Origin of the sequence: Enterobacillus tribolii, from assembly GCF_003363015.1 — a bacterium.
GTDB classification, from domain to species: domain Bacteria; phylum Pseudomonadota; class Gammaproteobacteria; order Enterobacterales; family Enterobacteriaceae; genus Enterobacillus; species Enterobacillus tribolii.
On record NZ_QRAP01000002.1, the window covers coordinates 332,457 to 348,641 of the forward strand.

Annotated in this window: 13 protein-coding genes; 12 read left to right on the forward strand and 1 reads right to left on the reverse strand. The window is 56.5% G+C overall.

Features of this window, described 5'->3' with window-relative positions:
• Positions 1-282: 282 nt before the first annotated feature.
• The 5 genes from leuO to cra all read left to right on the forward strand — a co-directional run bounded on the left by leuO (position 283) and on the right by cra (position 7,141).
• The gene (gene leuO / locus C8D90_RS06270) at positions 283-1,257 is read left to right on the forward strand and encodes a transcriptional regulator LeuO (protein ID WP_115457569.1); all 975 of its coding nucleotides are present in this window, start codon (positions 283-285) and stop codon (positions 1,255-1,257) included.
• A 322-nt stretch (positions 1,258-1,579) separates the two neighbouring features.
• Positions 1,580-3,385 (forward strand): AMP-dependent synthetase/ligase, encoded by a 1,806-nt coding sequence (locus tag C8D90_RS06275; protein WP_115457570.1) that lies wholly within the window; start codon positions 1,580-1,582, stop codon positions 3,383-3,385.
• 317 nt (positions 3,386-3,702) lie between these two features.
• Complete coding sequence (gene ilvI, locus C8D90_RS06280) at positions 3,703-5,421, forward strand: acetolactate synthase 3 large subunit (RefSeq protein WP_115457571.1); 1,719 nt, start codon at positions 3,703-3,705, stop codon at positions 5,419-5,421.
• A 2-nt stretch (positions 5,422-5,423) separates the two neighbouring features.
• Positions 5,424-5,915: an acetolactate synthase small subunit gene (gene ilvN, locus C8D90_RS06285; RefSeq protein WP_162844375.1), complete on the forward strand. Its 492-nt coding sequence runs from the start codon at positions 5,424-5,426 to the stop codon at positions 5,913-5,915.
• Between the two features lie 221 nt (positions 5,916-6,136).
• Positions 6,137-7,141 carry a catabolite repressor/activator gene (gene cra, locus C8D90_RS06290; protein ID WP_115457802.1) on the forward strand — a complete coding sequence of 335 codons (1,005 nt, stop codon included), beginning with the start codon at positions 6,137-6,139 and terminating at the stop codon, positions 7,139-7,141.
• 65 nt (positions 7,142-7,206) lie between these two features.
• Here cra and C8D90_RS06295 read toward each other — a convergent pair whose 3' ends face one another.
• Complete coding sequence (locus C8D90_RS06295; protein WP_115457572.1) at positions 7,207-7,656, reverse strand: L-alanine exporter AlaE; 450 nt, start codon at positions 7,654-7,656, stop codon at positions 7,207-7,209.
• A 1,080-nt stretch (positions 7,657-8,736) separates the two neighbouring features.
• Between C8D90_RS06295 and mraZ the strand changes: the two genes are divergently transcribed.
• From mraZ to mraY, 7 genes are read left to right on the forward strand one after another with little or no spacing between them, the layout of a single operon-like run.
• Positions 8,737-9,195, forward strand: a complete 459-nt coding sequence (gene mraZ / locus C8D90_RS06300) for a division/cell wall cluster transcriptional repressor MraZ (RefSeq protein WP_115457573.1) — start codon at positions 8,737-8,739, stop codon at positions 9,193-9,195.
• A 2-nt stretch (positions 9,196-9,197) separates the two neighbouring features.
• The gene (gene rsmH, locus C8D90_RS06305) at positions 9,198-10,139 is read left to right on the forward strand and encodes a 16S rRNA (cytosine(1402)-N(4))-methyltransferase RsmH (protein WP_115457574.1); all 942 of its coding nucleotides are present in this window, start codon (positions 9,198-9,200) and stop codon (positions 10,137-10,139) included.
• Entirely contained in the window at positions 10,136-10,456 is a 321-nt protein-coding gene (gene ftsL / locus C8D90_RS06310) for a cell division protein FtsL (RefSeq protein ID WP_115457575.1), read from the forward strand. Before rsmH ends, ftsL begins: the two co-directional genes overlap by 4 nt.
• Before the next feature lie 42 nt (positions 10,457-10,498).
• Positions 10,499-12,262 (forward strand): peptidoglycan glycosyltransferase FtsI, encoded by a 1,764-nt coding sequence (locus C8D90_RS06315; protein ID WP_115457576.1) that lies wholly within the window; start codon positions 10,499-10,501, stop codon positions 12,260-12,262.
• On the forward strand, positions 12,249-13,736 hold the full coding sequence (murE, locus tag C8D90_RS06320; RefSeq protein ID WP_115457577.1) for a UDP-N-acetylmuramoyl-L-alanyl-D-glutamate--2,6-diaminopimelate ligase: 1,488 nt from the start codon (positions 12,249-12,251) through the stop codon (positions 13,734-13,736). Before C8D90_RS06315 ends, murE begins: the two co-directional genes overlap by 14 nt.
• The gene (gene murF, locus C8D90_RS06325) at positions 13,733-15,109 is read left to right on the forward strand and encodes a UDP-N-acetylmuramoyl-tripeptide--D-alanyl-D-alanine ligase (RefSeq protein WP_115457578.1); all 1,377 of its coding nucleotides are present in this window, start codon (positions 13,733-13,735) and stop codon (positions 15,107-15,109) included. The genes murE and murF overlap by 4 nt, the downstream gene beginning before the upstream one ends.
• Positions 15,103-16,185, forward strand: coding sequence for a phospho-N-acetylmuramoyl-pentapeptide-transferase (mraY, locus tag C8D90_RS06330; protein WP_115457579.1), 1,083 nt, complete (start codon positions 15,103-15,105; stop codon positions 16,183-16,185). The genes murF and mraY overlap by 7 nt, the downstream gene beginning before the upstream one ends.

The window sequence follows — 16,185 nt, forward strand, 5'->3', positions numbered from 1 at the left end:
ATAGTAAACAGATCCTGAATTATTCAGGTTGAGGGAAGATGGTCGGCGTGTAAATTTCCGGGGCATCAGATAATGCAGCAGCCGGGAGTGAACAAACGCAGCTAACGAACCCGCGGCGTGAAGTATGACGGAAGTAAACGAATCTATTCTTATTACCGATTCATTTTGCCTTTCTCTTTTTTTGGAATGGCGTTTACGCAGCCTGATGACTTGCAATGTAAACAAACAGTACCGTAATAATCACTCAGTAAGCGGTTTGTTTAAAAACAGGCGGGATTGAATATGTCAGAACATTTCGATGTTGCATTATCAGTTGAGAAAAGAAAAATCAGAGAACCCGTGCGCAATGCGGATGAGGTTCATTTACGCAGCGTGGATCTTAATCTGTTGACTGTCTTCGATGCTGTAATGCAAGTACAGAATATTACCCGCGCTGCAGAGTCGCTGGGGATGTCCCAACCGGCGGTAAGCAACGCGGTGGCGAGGCTGAAGGTGATGTTTAATGATGAGCTGTTTATGCGCTACGGGCGCGGTATTCAGCCGACTCACCGCGCTTGTCAGCTGTTCGGCCCGATTCGCCAGGCGCTCCAGTTGGTGCAAAATGAGCTGCCGGGTTCAGGGTTTAACCCGATGACCAGTGAACGCTCATTTGACATCGTTGTGAGCAGCCCTCTGGATATTCGTTTAACGGCCAGGCTTTTCGCGCAGGTAAAAGAGCGTGCTGAAAATGTTCAGTTGCTGATGGGGTCTGCCGTTAATTCCGGAATCAGCCGTGAGCTGCGTTATCAGGAAAAAGATTTTTTAATTAGCTATAACATGCTGGAAGGCGATGATTTTATTTGTGAGCCGCTGTTCAATGATGAATTTGTGCTGGCCGTAGCGAAAGATCATCCGCGAATTAAAAACAGCGTAACGAACCAGCAACTGTTGTTTGAACAGCATGCCATCGTTTCCCTTGAGCAGTTTTCTTCGCTCAGTAAGTCCTATTACGAAAATAGCGAGTTCAGCCGCTGCGTTGCTTATCAGGGAACGGATATGAGCAGCGTATTAAGTCTGGTTTCGAAAACGGAACTGGTCGCGATTGCGCCGCGTTGGCTGGCTGAAGAATATGCCGAATTACTCGGTCTTTCCGTGGTTAATCTGATGAATATGGAGAAACAACGGACCTGCTATTTAATATGGCATAACACGTCGGAACGCGATCGCGGCCATCAATGGATGAAATCCGTTCTCATTGAATTCGGCAGCCAATTCTGAGCGTGCTAACACGAAAAAAGAGCGTGAAACTCTTTTTTCGTGTTTTCTTCCGGAATGACTTCCGTTTTTCCCGTTTTTCTTCTTGTTAAATCAGCATGATAACAGGAAGGGGGCTGAAAAGTCCGTGCGGAATGCCGTCTCTCCACCGCTGACCATGAGTGCCCTTTCAACAGATGACGGGGATCTCAAGTCACAGATGTAATGATTGACCCGCTCGTCAGAATGAGTAGACTGCGCGAAAATGGCGAACACTTGTAAGCTGAAAAAAATCGTTCACCGGTGTGCGCCACTTTCTCTACACCTACTTTCGTTGACGGGTTATATGACCAAACAGTTAGAGCAGTACCATCTGGTTGACCGTATCCAAACGCAAATTCAAACCCTTTCCTCACATGTTGCGCTGCGCGAATGGCACAGCGACAGGCCGGAAGAGAGCCTGACCTGGCGACAGACCGGGGAGCGGATTGAGCGCATCGCGCTGGCGCTGGCCGCCCTGAACGTTGATGTGCAGGAGCGTATCGCCGTTTTTGCCCATAACTCCCTGAACTGGTCGCTGGTTGATCTGGCGATTTTGCACCTGCGCGCGGTGTCCGTGCCGGTTTATGCCACCAATACGGCAGCACAGGCGGCGTTTATCCTGAATGACGCCGACGTGCGCGTGTTGTTCGTCGACGGTCCGGCGCAGTTTGCGGCGGCGCAGGCGCTGCGCGGCGTTTGTCCGCAACTGAAACATATTATCGTGATGTCCCCGGAGATTGATATTTCCGGCTGCGACATCGCCTGCCATCTTGCCTCATTCGAAAACGGCGCCTCGGAGACGTACCTTCCGCTGCTGCGGGAGCGGATCGCGCAGCGTGAGCTGAACGATCTCTTTACCCTGATCTATACCTCCGGTACGACCGGAGAGCCGAAGGGCGTCATGCTGGACTACCGTAACCTGGCGGCCCAACTCTGCCTGCATGACGACCGTTTAACGCTGACGCCGCAGGACGTTTCCCTGAGCTTTTTGCCGTTGTCGCATGTGTTTGAGCGCGCCTGGTCCTTCTTTGTCATGCATACCGGGGCGCAAAACGTTTATTTGTGCAGTACCGATCTGGTGCGTGAAGCAATGGCGGCGGTGCGGCCGACGGTAATGTGCGCGGTGCCCCGTTTTTACGAGAAAATTTTCAGCGCGATTCATGAACGCGTCGCCCGTGCGCCGCTGCATCGGCGCGCTTTGTTCCGCAGCGCCGTATGGTGCGGAGAGCGGCGTTTTCTGGCCGCGCGGGCGGGGCGTAAAACGTCGCCGGTCTTCAATGCCCTTCATCGTCTGGCCGATCGCCTGGTGTTGAGCAAGCTGCGCAACGTGCTGGGCGGGCGGGTGCGTTTTCTCCCGGCCGCCGGCGCCAAGCTGGACGATAACGTGATTCTGTTTTTCCAGTCGCTTGGGATCAACATTAAGTACGGTTACGGCATGACAGAAACCTGCGCTACGGTATCCTGCTGGGAAGAGCATGATTTTCGTTTCGGTTCCATCGGCAAACCGTTGCCGGGCGTGGAAGTCCGCATCGGCGCAGAGAATGAAATTCAGGTGCGCGGGCCAATCGTCATGCGCGGTTATTACAACCGGCCGCTGGAAACGGCGGCGACGTTCACCGCGGATGGCTGGCTGAAAACCGGAGACGCCGGTGCTCTGGACGAGCGGGGCAACCTGTTCATTACCGAGCGCCTGAAGGATCTGATGAAAACCTCCAATGGCAAATACATTGCGCCGCAGATGGTGGAAGGCGCGCTGGCGCAGGATCGCTTCATTGAACAGGTGGCCGTCATCGCGGACGCGCGTAAGTTCGTCTCTGCCCTGATCGTGCCCTGCTATGAAGCGCTGGAGGAGTATGCGAAGTCCATCAACCTGGCTTATCACGATCGCCTGGAACTGCTGAAACACAGTCAGATCGTGGCGCTGTTTGAACAGCGCCTGCAGGACGTTCAGAAAGAGCTGGCCCGTTTTGAACAGGTGAAACGCTTTACGCTGCTGCCGCAGGCGTTTTCGATGGAACAGGGCGAACTGACGCCGACGCTCAAGCTGCGCCGCAAGGTGATCAACCTGCGCTACCAGCGCGAAATCGATGCGATGTACCTGGAGTCCTGATCGATTCCGGCCTCAGCGCCCGCGACAGCGGGCGCTGCTTTTCCGCTTCTCTCCCGATTTCTTACCGTAATTTCCTCTTTTCAAGAAATAAGCCTGTCAAGCTGCCTCCGGTTGCTAGCGTTTTATTTTCTAAATCTCCCTGATTACAGCAAAGTTGCGAAACCCGTGCGCGATAGCGGAGAACGCTGTTTGCGTACCCGTATTTCAGACGTTAAGGTAATTGTACTGTTTTGTGCGGCGGGTGATAGGTGATGCCCGTGAATTCCGCGGCGCGTGGCGCCGTCGTCTGAATCTGAAGTGAGTCTGGAGGAAAACCGATGGAGATGTTATCAGGCGCCGAGATGGTGATCCGATCGTTGATTGATCAGGGCGTCAAACATGTGTTCGGCTATCCCGGCGGCGCGGTACTGGATATTTATGATGCGTTGCACACCGTAGGCGGCATCGATCACGTCCTGGTGCGTCATGAACAGGGGGCGGTGCATATGGCGGACGGCTATGCGCGGGCGACCGGCGAGGTCGGCGTCGTGCTGGTGACCTCCGGCCCCGGCGCCACCAATGCGATTACCGGCATCGCCACGGCGTATATGGACTCCATTCCCTTAGTGGTGCTTTCCGGACAGGTCGCCACTTCCCTGATCGGCAACGATGCGTTTCAGGAGTGCGATATGGTGGGAATTTCCCGCCCGGTGGTGAAGCACAGCTTCCTGGTTAAGCACGCGGAAGAAATTCCTGAGGTGCTGAAGAAAGCATTTTATCTGGCGGCGAGCGGGCGGCCCGGCCCGGTGGTGGTGGACCTGCCTAAGGATGTCGTGAATCCGGCGCTGAAATTCCCTTACGCCTACCCGCAGGAAGTAAAAATGCGCTCCTATAACCCGACGGTACAGGGGCACCGCGGGCAGATCAAACGCGCGCTGCAGACGTTGCTGGCGGCTAAGCGCCCGGTGATTTATGCCGGCGGCGGTGTGATTAACGCCGGCTGCCATGAGGCGCTGAAAGCGCTGGCGGAAAAACTCAATATTCCCGTTACTACATCATTGATGGGCCTGGGCGCTTTCCCTGCCTCCCATGCACAAAGCGTGGGTATGCTGGGGATGCACGGTACCTACGAAGCCAACATGACGATGCATTGCGCCGATGTGATTTTTGCCGTAGGCGTGCGTTTTGACGACCGTACCACCAATAATCTCGCCAAATACTGCCCCGACGCCACCGTGCTGCACGTCGATATCGATCCGACGTCGATTTCTAAAACTGTGGATGCGGATATTCCTATTGTCGGCGATGCCGGCGAAGTGCTGGCGACGATGCTGGAGCTGCTGGCCCAGGGGGAGAACCGGCAGGATTTCGACGGACTGCGCGACTGGTGGCAGCAAATCGCGCAATGGAAGGCGCGCCAGTGCCTGAAGTACGACGCCAACAGCGGGCGGATCAAGCCGCAGCAGGTTATCGACACTTTACATCGTCTGACCGGCGGGGACGCCTACGTCGCGTCCGATGTCGGTCAGCATCAGATGTTCGCCGCGCTTTATTACGGTTTCGACAAGCCGCGCCGTTGGATCAATTCCGGCGGGTTGGGCACGATGGGGTTCGGTTTGCCGGCTGCGTTGGGCGTGAAGCTGGCCCTGCCGCAGGAAACGGTGATTTGCGTGACCGGCGACGGCAGTATTCAAATGAACATCCAGGAGCTTTCCACCGCGATGCAGTACGATTTGCCGGTGGTGGTGGTTAACCTGAACAACCGTTATCTGGGGATGGTGAAGCAGTGGCAGGACATGATCTATTCCGGCCGCCATTCGCAGTCCTATATGAATTCGCTGCCGGATTTCGTCAAACTGGCGGAGGCGTACGGACACGTCGGCATTGCCATTCGCACGCCGGAAGAGCTGGAAGGTAAACTGCGCGAGGCGCTGGAAATCAAAAACCGCCTGGTATTCGTTGATATTACGGTGGACGAAACGGAGCACGTCTATCCCATGCAGATTCGCGGCGGGGGAATGGATGAAATGTGGCTGACCAAGACGGAGAGGACCTGATTATGCGCCGGATATTATCAGTATTGCTGGAAAACGAATCGGGCGCGTTGTCGCGGGTGGTCGGGCTTTTTTCCCAGCGCGGCTACAACATTGAAAGCCTTACGGTGGCGCCGACTGACGATCCCACGTTGTCCCGGATGACGATTCAGACCGTAGGCGACGCCAGGGTGCTGGAGCAGATTGAAAAGCAACTGCACAAGCTGGTGGACGTGTTGCGCGTCAGTGAATTAGTCCAGGGCGCACACGTTGAGCGGGAGATCATGTTGGTGAAGGTGCAGGCCAGCGGCTACGGGCGTGAAGAGGTTAAACGCTGCACGGATATTTTCCGCGGCCAGATCGTGGACGTCACGCCGGCGCTGTATACCGTCCAGCTTGCCGGCACCAGCGATAAGCTGGACGCCTTCCTGAACGCCGTGCGCGAAGTGGCGGAGATCGTCGAGGTAGCGCGCTCCGGCGTGGTCGGCGTTTCGCGCGGAGACAAGATTATGCGCTGACGTAGCGCAAGCAGACGCCGTTTGATGTGCAACGAGGCTCAGCATTGTGCTGAGCCTCTTATTTTCTCTTGTTTGCTGATGCCTTTCAGCAAAACCGGTTGCCAGTATCGCGGCGTCCACGCACAATGAAGCTGGTAAGGAATAATATTGCGGAATAAAACAGACGAGCGATGGATTGTTTCGTACGTATTCCGGGTTTGATTGATAAAGGGGGGGGAAACGTGAAGCTGGATGAAATCGCGCGTCTTGCGGGAGTGTCGCGTACGACCGCCAGTTATGTCATTAACGGAAAGGCTAAGCAGTATCGCGTCAGTGACAAAACTGTAGAAAAAGTGATGGCCGTGGTCAGGGAGCACAACTATCACCCGAATGCCGTAGCCGCCGGGCTGCGTGCCGGCCGGACCCGCTCTATTGGCCTGGTTATCCCGGATCTGGAGAATACCAGCTATACCCGTATTGCCAACTACCTGGAACGTCAGGCCCGGCAACGGGGCTATCAGTTGCTGATTGCCTGCTCGGAAGATCAGCCGGACAACGAGATGCGTTGTATTGAGCATCTGCTGCAGCGCCAGGTTGACGCCATCATCGTTTCGACATCACTGCAACCGGAGCATCCGTTCTATCAACGCTGGGTTAACGACCCTCTGCCGATTATTGCGCTGGATCGGGCGCTGGATCCGGAAAACTTTATCAGCGTGGTGGGGGCCGACCGTGAAGATGCTGAGATGCTGGCCGCCGAGCTGCGTAAGTTCCCGGCGGAGTCGGTACTGTATTTGGGCGCGTTGCCGGAACTTTCGGTCAGTTTCCTGCGTGAGCAGGGTTTCCGCGCGGCATGGCTTGACGATCCGCGTGAAGTGAAATACCTCTACACCAACAGCTATGAGCGTGAAGCGGCCGCGGCGGCGTTCACCCAGTGGCTGCGGGATCACGAAATGCCGCAGGCGTTGTTCACCACATCCTTCCAGCTGTTGCAGGGCGTACTGGACGTTACGCTGAAGCAGCAGGGGCACTTGCCGAAAGAGCTGGCTATCGCGACGTTCGGCGATCATGAGCTGCTGGATTTTCTGGAGTGCCCGGTGTTGTCGGTGGCCCAGCGTCACCGCGACGTAGCGGAGCGGGTGCTGGAGCTGGTGCTTGCCAGCCTGGATGAACCGAAGAAACCAAAGCCGGGGCTGAACCGTATGCGCCGCGTTTTGTTGAAACGCGGCCGCTTGAACCGCATGTGATTTTTACGTTGCCGTATATGCAAACGCCGGGTAAAACCCGGCGTTTTTCTTTTCTGTGCAAGCCGTCAGATGCGGGCTTTGGCGTATCCCTCCACGCGGAACAGGCGGCGGCAGTAGTCGAGGAAATAGCCGTAAGCTACGCCCATCATCATAGAGATCAACGCGTTGCTGGTGACTGCGGCGACGATCTGTTGCGTGTCCGCCCCGACTGACCACAAAATGGCGGCATAAACCGGTGACTGAAACGTCACGTAAGCCAGCAGGTCGGCCAGGTTCTTCGCCCAACTGGCCATGCTGAAGCGGCGGGCGAAGCGGATGAACGCATCGCGGTAGAGGCCATAAGGCCAGGCAATCAGAATGTTAACCGGAATAGAAACCAGACGGGACGAGAGCGATTGCCCGAATGTCATGCCGGAGAGCAAAACCTCGATCAACATGCCGACGACGAAGCAATAGACAACCAGCGCAAAAGTATCTGCGGCCGCATTACGTAAACGCGAGGTAGAGGAAAACATGACGGCATGCTCCGTGTTAAAATTCGGTTGTTAAGTCTGGTGTGTTTTCAGTTTGTGGTTAACTAAACTGGGTTTTTCGCTGATTCATAGAATACATTCTCGTGTTTTATATTTTAACTAGCTAAAAATTTTTATTTAATGAGCGATTTTTGATTAAATGCTAAGCAATGTGCCCTTTGGAACTATTTGCCTGATTTATGTTTGCAGGAAGGCATTTTGTGTTGAATATCAGCGTGTTATTCCGGGTATGTACCTGCCTTTGTAATCCATCCTGAAGTGAAAGGATAAAATCCTGATTTATGGCGGCGTTTTATTTCCTGATAGAATTATCCGCTGCGTTGTTTTGCTTACCTTGCGGTATCTCTTTGTCTTTTGCCTGAAGCACGTGGCATTGCTGACCTTATTTGGTAAGGTCATCCCAAGCTGCTTATTTTTTGAAACGAAGGTTTAAATGCCTTGCTGAATGTTGGGATATTTTGACGCGCGTTCCCGGAGAGCTGTCGTTCAGAATTATGGCTAAACGCTAATTTGCGGAATGATGTTTACGACACCACGGGATATAAATAAAAATTTATCTTTCAAAAAAAAGTGGTTAGGTAAATCTGTTAAAAGTCGTTATTCAGGAGGGAAAAGATAGGCTAGAATGTGCCGCGTTTTATGTCGTTAACATAATCTTGCAACCGTTTGATTCTGAATGACTTTAAATTATGGAAGATGAAAAGTCCCTTATATTCAGATGTTTCGTTTAGCGCGGTAAAAAATAAATGTCAGAGGCTAAATTGGTCAAAATGAGAGCTGTATTGCAGATCCGGGCTAAAAATTTCATTTTGACAAATTTGCCGGTTTTATCCCGCACATTTTTCCCCGGAGAAAATTTCCCTTAATTAATCATAACGTTAATTCTCTCTTATCCGCTTGAGAGTATTCCCAATGCTTTTTTCAGTTCTGCTAAAGTTCCGAAATAATGCCAAACCGCATCCGCTCTGGCTTGACAAGGTTTTCCTCCCCTCCGTAAACTTCATTGTGTGGGAATTTGTGGGGTAAAGTGGTGAAGATAGTCACCGAGGGGTAGCTCAGGCCATGTTTCGTGGTGCGACGACGATTAATCTCGACAGCAAAGGACGCCTGGCCGTCCCGACCCGATACCGGGATTTGCTGGTCGAAGAATCTCAGGGTCAGATGGTTTGCACCATCGACCTGCACCAGCCGTGCCTGCTGCTTTATCCCCTCCCGCAGTGGGAAGTGATTGAACAAAAGCTTTCCCGTCTGTCGAGTATGAATCCCGCCGAGCGCCGCGTTCAGCGTTTACTTTTGGGTCATGCCAGTGAGTGTCAGATGGATAATGCGGGCCGTTTGCTGATTGCCAATACGTTGCGTCAGCATGCCGGTCTGACGAAACAAGTGATGCTGGTCGGCCAGTTCAATAAATTTGAGCTGTGGGATGAAGAGACCTGGTATCAACAAGTCAGGGAAGATATCGAAGCTGAACAATCCGCTGTGGAGCCTCTGTCCGAGCGGTTACAGGACTTGTCATTATAGTCATGCAGGAAACTTATCAGCACAAAACGGTGCTGCTGGACGAAGCGGTCAACGGACTGGGTCTGCGCAGCGATGGCATCTATATTGACGGCACTTTTGGCCGTGGGGGACACTCACGCCTGATTTTGTCTCAGCTCGGTCCTGAAGGGCGTTTGATCGCCATCGATCGCGACCCCCTGGCGATTGCCGCCGCCGCCGAAATTACCGATCCCCGTTTTTCTATTATTCATGGCCCTTTTTCCGAGTTAGCCGGCTACGTGCGTGAGCGCGGTCTGGAAGGCAAGATCGACGGCATTTTGCTGGATCTGGGCGTTTCTTCCCCGCAGCTGGACGATCCCGAGCGCGGTTTCTCTTTTATGCGCGACGGCCCGTTAGATATGCGCATGGACCCCACCCGCGGTATTCCGGCATCGGAATGGCTGAGAAATGCCGAAGAAGAGGACATTGCCTGGGTGCTGAAAACCTTCGGCGAAGAGCGTTTCGCCAAGCGCATCGCCCGCGCCATCGTGGCGCGCAGCAGCCTGGAGCCGATGACCCGCACGCGCGAACTGGCGCAGTTAATCGCTGAAGCCAGTCCGTTTAAAGAGAAGCACAAGCACCCGGCGACCCGCAGTTTTCAGGCCATCCGTATTTATATCAACAGCGAGCTGGAAGAGATCGAGCGCGCGCTGGACGGGGCGCTGGAAGTTCTTGCGCCGCAGGGGCGCCTTTCGGTCATCAGCTTCCATTCACTGGAAGACCGGATGGTCAAACGCTTTATGCGCCAGCACAGCCGCGGCCCGCAGGTTCCCGCCGGCATTCCGCTGACGGAAGAACAACTGCGCAGCCACGGTGTGCGCCGGCTGAAGGCCTTGGGGAAGATGATGCCTTCAGACGCCGAGGTTGAGCAAAATCCGCGCGCGCGCAGTTCCGTGCTGCGCATTGCCGAGAGGACGGCGGAATGATTGGCAATGAGCGCCATTCGCTGGTTTCCGTTATCGGCGAGGACATGCTGCGTCATGGCAAATTGCCGTTGTTGCTGTTGGTAGCGGTTGTGGTTTCGGCGGTGATGGTGGTGACGACCACCCATAAAACCCGCCTGCTGACGGCGCAGCGCGAACAACTGGTGCTGGAGAGGGATGCGCTGGATATCGAATGGCGCAACCTGATTCTGGAAGAAAACGCGCTGGGCGACCACAGCCGTGTTGAACGTATCGCGACGGAGAAGTTGCGGATGCAGCATGTTGATCCTTCGCAGGAAAATATTGTGGTTAAGCAATGATCGCAACCATATGAGTATCACGTGCAGGTGAAGATGACATAGATGAAAGCAGTGCGACTGAATAAGCAAAAAAGACAGGGAGATCAGGCCAGCTTCGTAAGCTGGCGTTTTGCGTTGCTCTGCGGATGTATTTTCATTGCGTTGGCTGGCTTGCTGGCGCGCGTCGGTTACCTGCAAATCATCAATCCGGAAGAGTTGGTGAAGGAGGGCGATGCACGCTCTCTGAGAACGCAGGAGGTTCCCACTTCCCGCGGCATGATTACCGATCGTCAGGGGCGTCCGCTGGCGGTCAGCGTTCCGGTTGATGCGATATGGGCGGACCCCAAAGAAATTAACGAAAAAGGCGGGATTACGCTGGACACCCGCTGGAAAGCGCTGGCCGATGCGGTGGGCATGCCGCTGGACAAGCTTTCTGCCCGTATTAACGCCAACCCGAAAGGCCGCTTCGTTTACCTTGCGCGCCAGATGAATCCTGCCATGTCGGATTACGTGCGGCAACTCAAACTGCCGGGCGTTTTTCTGAAACGTGAATCGCGCCGTTATTACCCCGCCGGGCAGGTTACAGCGCACATTATCGGCGTCACCAACATCGACGGCGAAGGCATCGAAGGCGTGGAGAAGAGCTTTAACCACTGGCTGACCGGTCAACCCGGCGAGCGCACGGTGCGCAAGGATCGCTTCGGCCGCGTCATTGAGGATATCTCCTCCGTTGACAGCCAGGCGGCGCATAACCTGGCGCTCAGTATTGATGAACGCCTGCAGGCGCTGGTCTATCGCGAGCTGGACAACGCGGTGGCGTTCAACAAGGCGGAGTCGGGTACGGCAGTGCTGGTTGACGTCAATACCGGCGAAGTGCTGGCGATGGCCAACAGCCCTTCCTATAACCCGAATAACCTGACCAATACGCCGAAAGACACCATGCGTAACCGCGCCATCACCGACATTTTCGAGCCGGGCTCCACCGTGAAGCCGATGGTGGTGATGACCGCGTTGCAACGCGGGGTGGTGAAAGAAAACAGCGTGCTGAATACGGTGCCGTACATGATCAATGGTCACGAAATCAAAGACGTGGCCCGTTACCCCGAGCTGTCGATTACCGGGGTATTACAGAAGTCGAGTAACGTCGGTGTTTCCAAGCTGGCGTTAGCGATGCCCTCCTCGGCGTTAGTAGAGACTTACTCTCGTTTCGGGTTGGGGAAAGCGACCAATTTGGGGTTGGTCGGAGAAAGCAGTGGCATATACCCAAAAAAACAACGGTGGTCTGACATAGAGAGGGCCACCTTTTCTTTCGGATACGGGCTGATGGTAACGCCGTTACAGTTAGCGCGTGTCTATGCAACGATCGGCAGCCGGGGAATTTACCGCCCGCTGTCGATCACCCGTGTTGACCCGCCGGTAGCCGGGGAGCGCGTGTTCCCGGAATCGCTGGTCGGTAAAGTCGTGCACATGATGGAAAGCGTCGCGTTACCCGGCGGCGGCGGCGTTAAGGCGCGCATCAAGGGGTATCGCATCGCGATTAAAACCGGTACGGCGAAGAAGGTTGGCCCGGACGGCGGCTATGTAAACAAATATATCGCCTATACCGCGGGCGTGGCGCCGGCGAGCAATCCCCGTTTCGCGCTGGTTGTGGTCATTAACGACCCGAAAGCGGGCAGCTACTACGGCGGCGCGGTTTCTGCGCCGGTCTTCGGCGCGATCATGGGCGGCGTGCTGCGTTCGATGAACGTCGAGCCGGATGCGTTGCCGACGGGTGATAAAAACGATTTGGTAATTAATGCAAAAGAGGGTTCAGGTGGCAGATCGTAATTTGCGCATGCTTTTGGCTCCCTGGGTGGCGGACGCCCCGGAGCGCGTTTTGCGGGAAATGACGCTGGACAGTCGCGTAGCGGCGGCCGGCGATCTGTTCGTGGCGGTGGTCGGCCATACGGCTGACGGGCGCCGCTTTATCCCGCAAGCGATAGCGCAGGGCGTTGCCGCGGTGATTGCTGAGGCAGACGGGGAAGCCCCGGACGGCACGGTGCGTGAAATGCACGGGGTGCCGGTAATCTACCTGAGCCAGTTGAATCAGCGCCTGTCGGCGTTGGCTGGGCGTTTTTACCAGCAGCCGGGCAGTGACCTGCGCCTGGTCGGCGTCACGGGCACCAACGGCAAAACTACCACCACGCAGTTGCTGGCCCAGTGGGCGGCATTGCTGGGCGAAACCAGCGCCGTGATGGGCACGGTGGGGAATGGTCTGCTGGGGCAGGTGCATCCGAGCGAGAACACCACCGGTTCTGCGGTGGACGTCCAGCATCTGCTGCGCAGCCTGGTTGAACAGGGCGCGACGTTCGCCGCGATGGAAGTCTCTTCCCACGGGCTGGTGCAGGATCGCGTGGCGGCCTTGCCGTTCGCGGCGTCGGTGTTTACCAACCTGAGCCGCGATCATCTGGACTACCACGGTGATATGGCGCAGTACGAACAGGCCAAATGGTTGCTGTTTTCCACGCATCAGAGCGGTGAAAAAGTGATTAACGCCGACGATGACGTCGGGCTGCGCTGGCTGGAAAAAACGCCGGACGCCGTGGCGGTCACTATGACGCAGCGCCTTCCCGCCGGCTGGCAGGGGCGTTGGGTTTGCGCCAATGAGGTGAACTATCACGACGGCGGTGCGACGGTCCGCTTCTCTTCCTCCTGGGGGGACGGCGTGCTGGAAAGCCGCCTGATGGGGGCGTTCAACGTCAGTAACCTATTGGTGTCGCTGGCGACCTTGCTGGCGCTGGGATACCCGCTGGATGCGTTGTGTCAGGCATCGGCACAGCTACAACCGGTTTGCGGCAGGATGGAAGTCTTCAGCGCGCCGGGTAAACCTACCGTGGTCGTGGATTACGCTCACACGCCGGATGCGCTGGAGAAAGCGCTGGAAGCGGCGCGCCTGCATTGCCAGGGGCAACTGTGGTGCGTATTCGGCTGCGGCGGGGATCGTGACAAAGGTAAGCGCCCACTTATGGGGGCGATTGCAGAACAACTGGCCGACCGCGTGATCGTCACCGACGACAACCCGCGCAGCGAAGAACCCCACGCCATCGTGGCGGATATTCTGAACGGCATGCTTGACGCCGGACGTGCGCAGGCGGTGCATGGCCGCGCGGAAGCCGTGACCGGCGCCATCATGCAGGCCGCCGAAGGCGACGTCATCTTGGTGGCGGGGAAAGGGCACGAAGATTATCAACTGGTCGGCAGCCGCCGGCTGGATTACTCGGATCGCGTCACCGTGGCCCGTTTGCTGGGAGTCATCGCATGATCCCGGTTTCGTTGCAAACGGTCGCCGGGATTACCGGCGGTGAGCTTATCGGCGCCGATCGTGAGATTGGCGATGTCGTCATTGACTCGCGCAAGCCGACGCCCGGTTGCCTGTTCGTGGCGCTGAAGGGCGAGAAGTTCGATGCGCACGACTTTGCTGAACAGGCCGTCGCCAACGGTGCGGCGGCGTTGCTGGTCAGTAAACGCTTACCCATAGCCGCGCCGCAGGTACTGGTTGCGGACACCCGGATCGCGCTGGGGCAGTTAGGCGCCTGGGTGCGCGCGCAGTCAACGGCGCGTGTGGTGGCGCTGACCGGATCATCGGGGAAAACCTCGGTGAAAGAGATGAGCGCGGAGATTTTACGTCAGCGCGGCAACGTGCTGTCGACGGCTGGCAACTTCAATAACGATATCGGCGTACCGCTGACGCTGCTGCGTCTCGAACCGCAGCATGACTACGCGGTGGTGGAGCTGGGCGCCAATCACGTTGGCGAAATTGCGTATACCGTGTCGTTGGCGCGCCCGGAAAGCGCGCTGGTGAATAACCTGGCGGCGGCGCATCTGGAAGGGTTCGGTTCCCTGGCTGGCGTAGCGCGCGCCAAAGGTGAAATTTTTGACGCCCTGCCGGAAAACGGCACGGCGATTATCAACGCGGACAGCAATGACTGGCCGAACTGGCAGAGCAAGTTCAGCAGGCAGCGAATCTGGCGCTTTTCTCCGGATGGCGCCGGGCAGGCGGATTTCTTCGCCGCCGACGTTCAGGTGACCCAGCAGGGCACGGCGTTCACCCTGCATACGCCGTTTGGCGATGCGCCGGTGGTGATGCCGTTGCCGGGACGTCATAACATCGCCAACGCGCTGGCGGCGGCGGCGCTGACGATGTCCGTGGGCGCGACCCTTGAGGATGTGCGCAGCGGGCTGCAAAACCTGAAGGCCGTGCCGGGGCGCTTGTTCCCGATTCGCCTGTCCGGACAGAAACTGTTGCTGGACGATACCTATAACGCCAACGTCGGTTCCATGACCGCCGCGGCGCAGGTGCTGGCCTCCATGCCGGGTTACCGGGTGATGGTGGTGGGCGACATGGGCGAGCTCGGCGCGGAAGCCGAGGCGTGTCACCGTCAGGTCGGGGAAAATGCCCGGCTGGCCGGTGTGGATAAAGTTTTGAGCGTCGGCCGGCTCAGCCGGCTGATCAGCGAAGCAAGTGGTTGTGGCGAACATTTCGGGGACAAGGACGCGCTGATTGCACGCCTGCGGGATCTGTTATGCGAGCATGCGGCGATCACCCTATTAATCAAAGGTTCACGCAGTGCCGCAATGGAGCAGGTAGTGCAAGGGCTGTCTGTGCAGGATAAGCAGGAGAATCAATCATGTTAGTCTGGCTGGCCGAACATCTGGTCAAATTTTATTCTGGCTTCAACGTCTTTTCCTACCTGACGTTCCGGGCCATCGTCAGCCTGCTGACCGCGTTGTTTATCTCCCTGTGGATGGGGCCGAAACTGATTGCCTGGCTGCAAAAGCTGCAGATTGGTCAGGTCGTGCGCAACGATGGTCCGGAGTCCCACTTCAGCAAGCGCGGTACGCCGACCATGGGCGGCCTGATGATCCTCACATCGATCACCATCTCGGTGCTGATGTGGGCGTATCCCTCCAATCCGTACGTCTGGTGCGTGCTGTTTGTGCTGCTGGGCTACGGGGTGGTGGGCTTCGTCGATGATTACCGCAAGGTGGTGCGCAAAGACACCAAAGGGCTGATTGCCCGCTGGAAATATTTCTGGCAGTCGGTGATTGCGCTGGTCGTGGCCTTCGCGATGTACGCTATCGGCAAAGATACCGCGGCAACGCAGCTGGTGGTGCCGTTCTTTAAAGACATCATGCCGCAGCTCGGTCTGTTGTATCTGCTGCTGGCCTACTTCGTGATCGTCGGCACCAGCAACGCGGTGAACCTGACCGACGGCCTGGACGGCCTGGCTATCATGCCGACGGTGTTTGTCGCCGCCGGGATGGGTCTGGTGGCCTGGGCGACCGGCAACATGAACTTTGCTGCGTACCTGCACATTCCGTACCTGCGCCATGCCGGCGAGCTGGTGATCGTCTGCACGGCAATTGTCGGGGCCGGGCTGGGTTTCCTGTGGTTCAACACGTATCCGGCCCAGGTATTCATGGGCGATGTGGGATCGCTGGCGCTGGGCGGCGCGCTGGGCACTATCGCCGTGCTGCTGCGTCAGGAGTTTTTGTTAGTGATTATGGGCGGGGTGTTCGTTATGGAAACCCTGTCGGTGATCTTGCAGGTGGGCAGCTTTAAGCTGCGCGGCCAGCGTATTTTCCGTATGGCGCCGATACACCACCACTATGAATTGAAAGGCTGGCCGGAACCCCGCGTTATCGTGCGTTTCTGGATTATTTCACTGATGCTGGTCCTGATCGGGCTGGCGACGCTTAAGGTGCGTTAA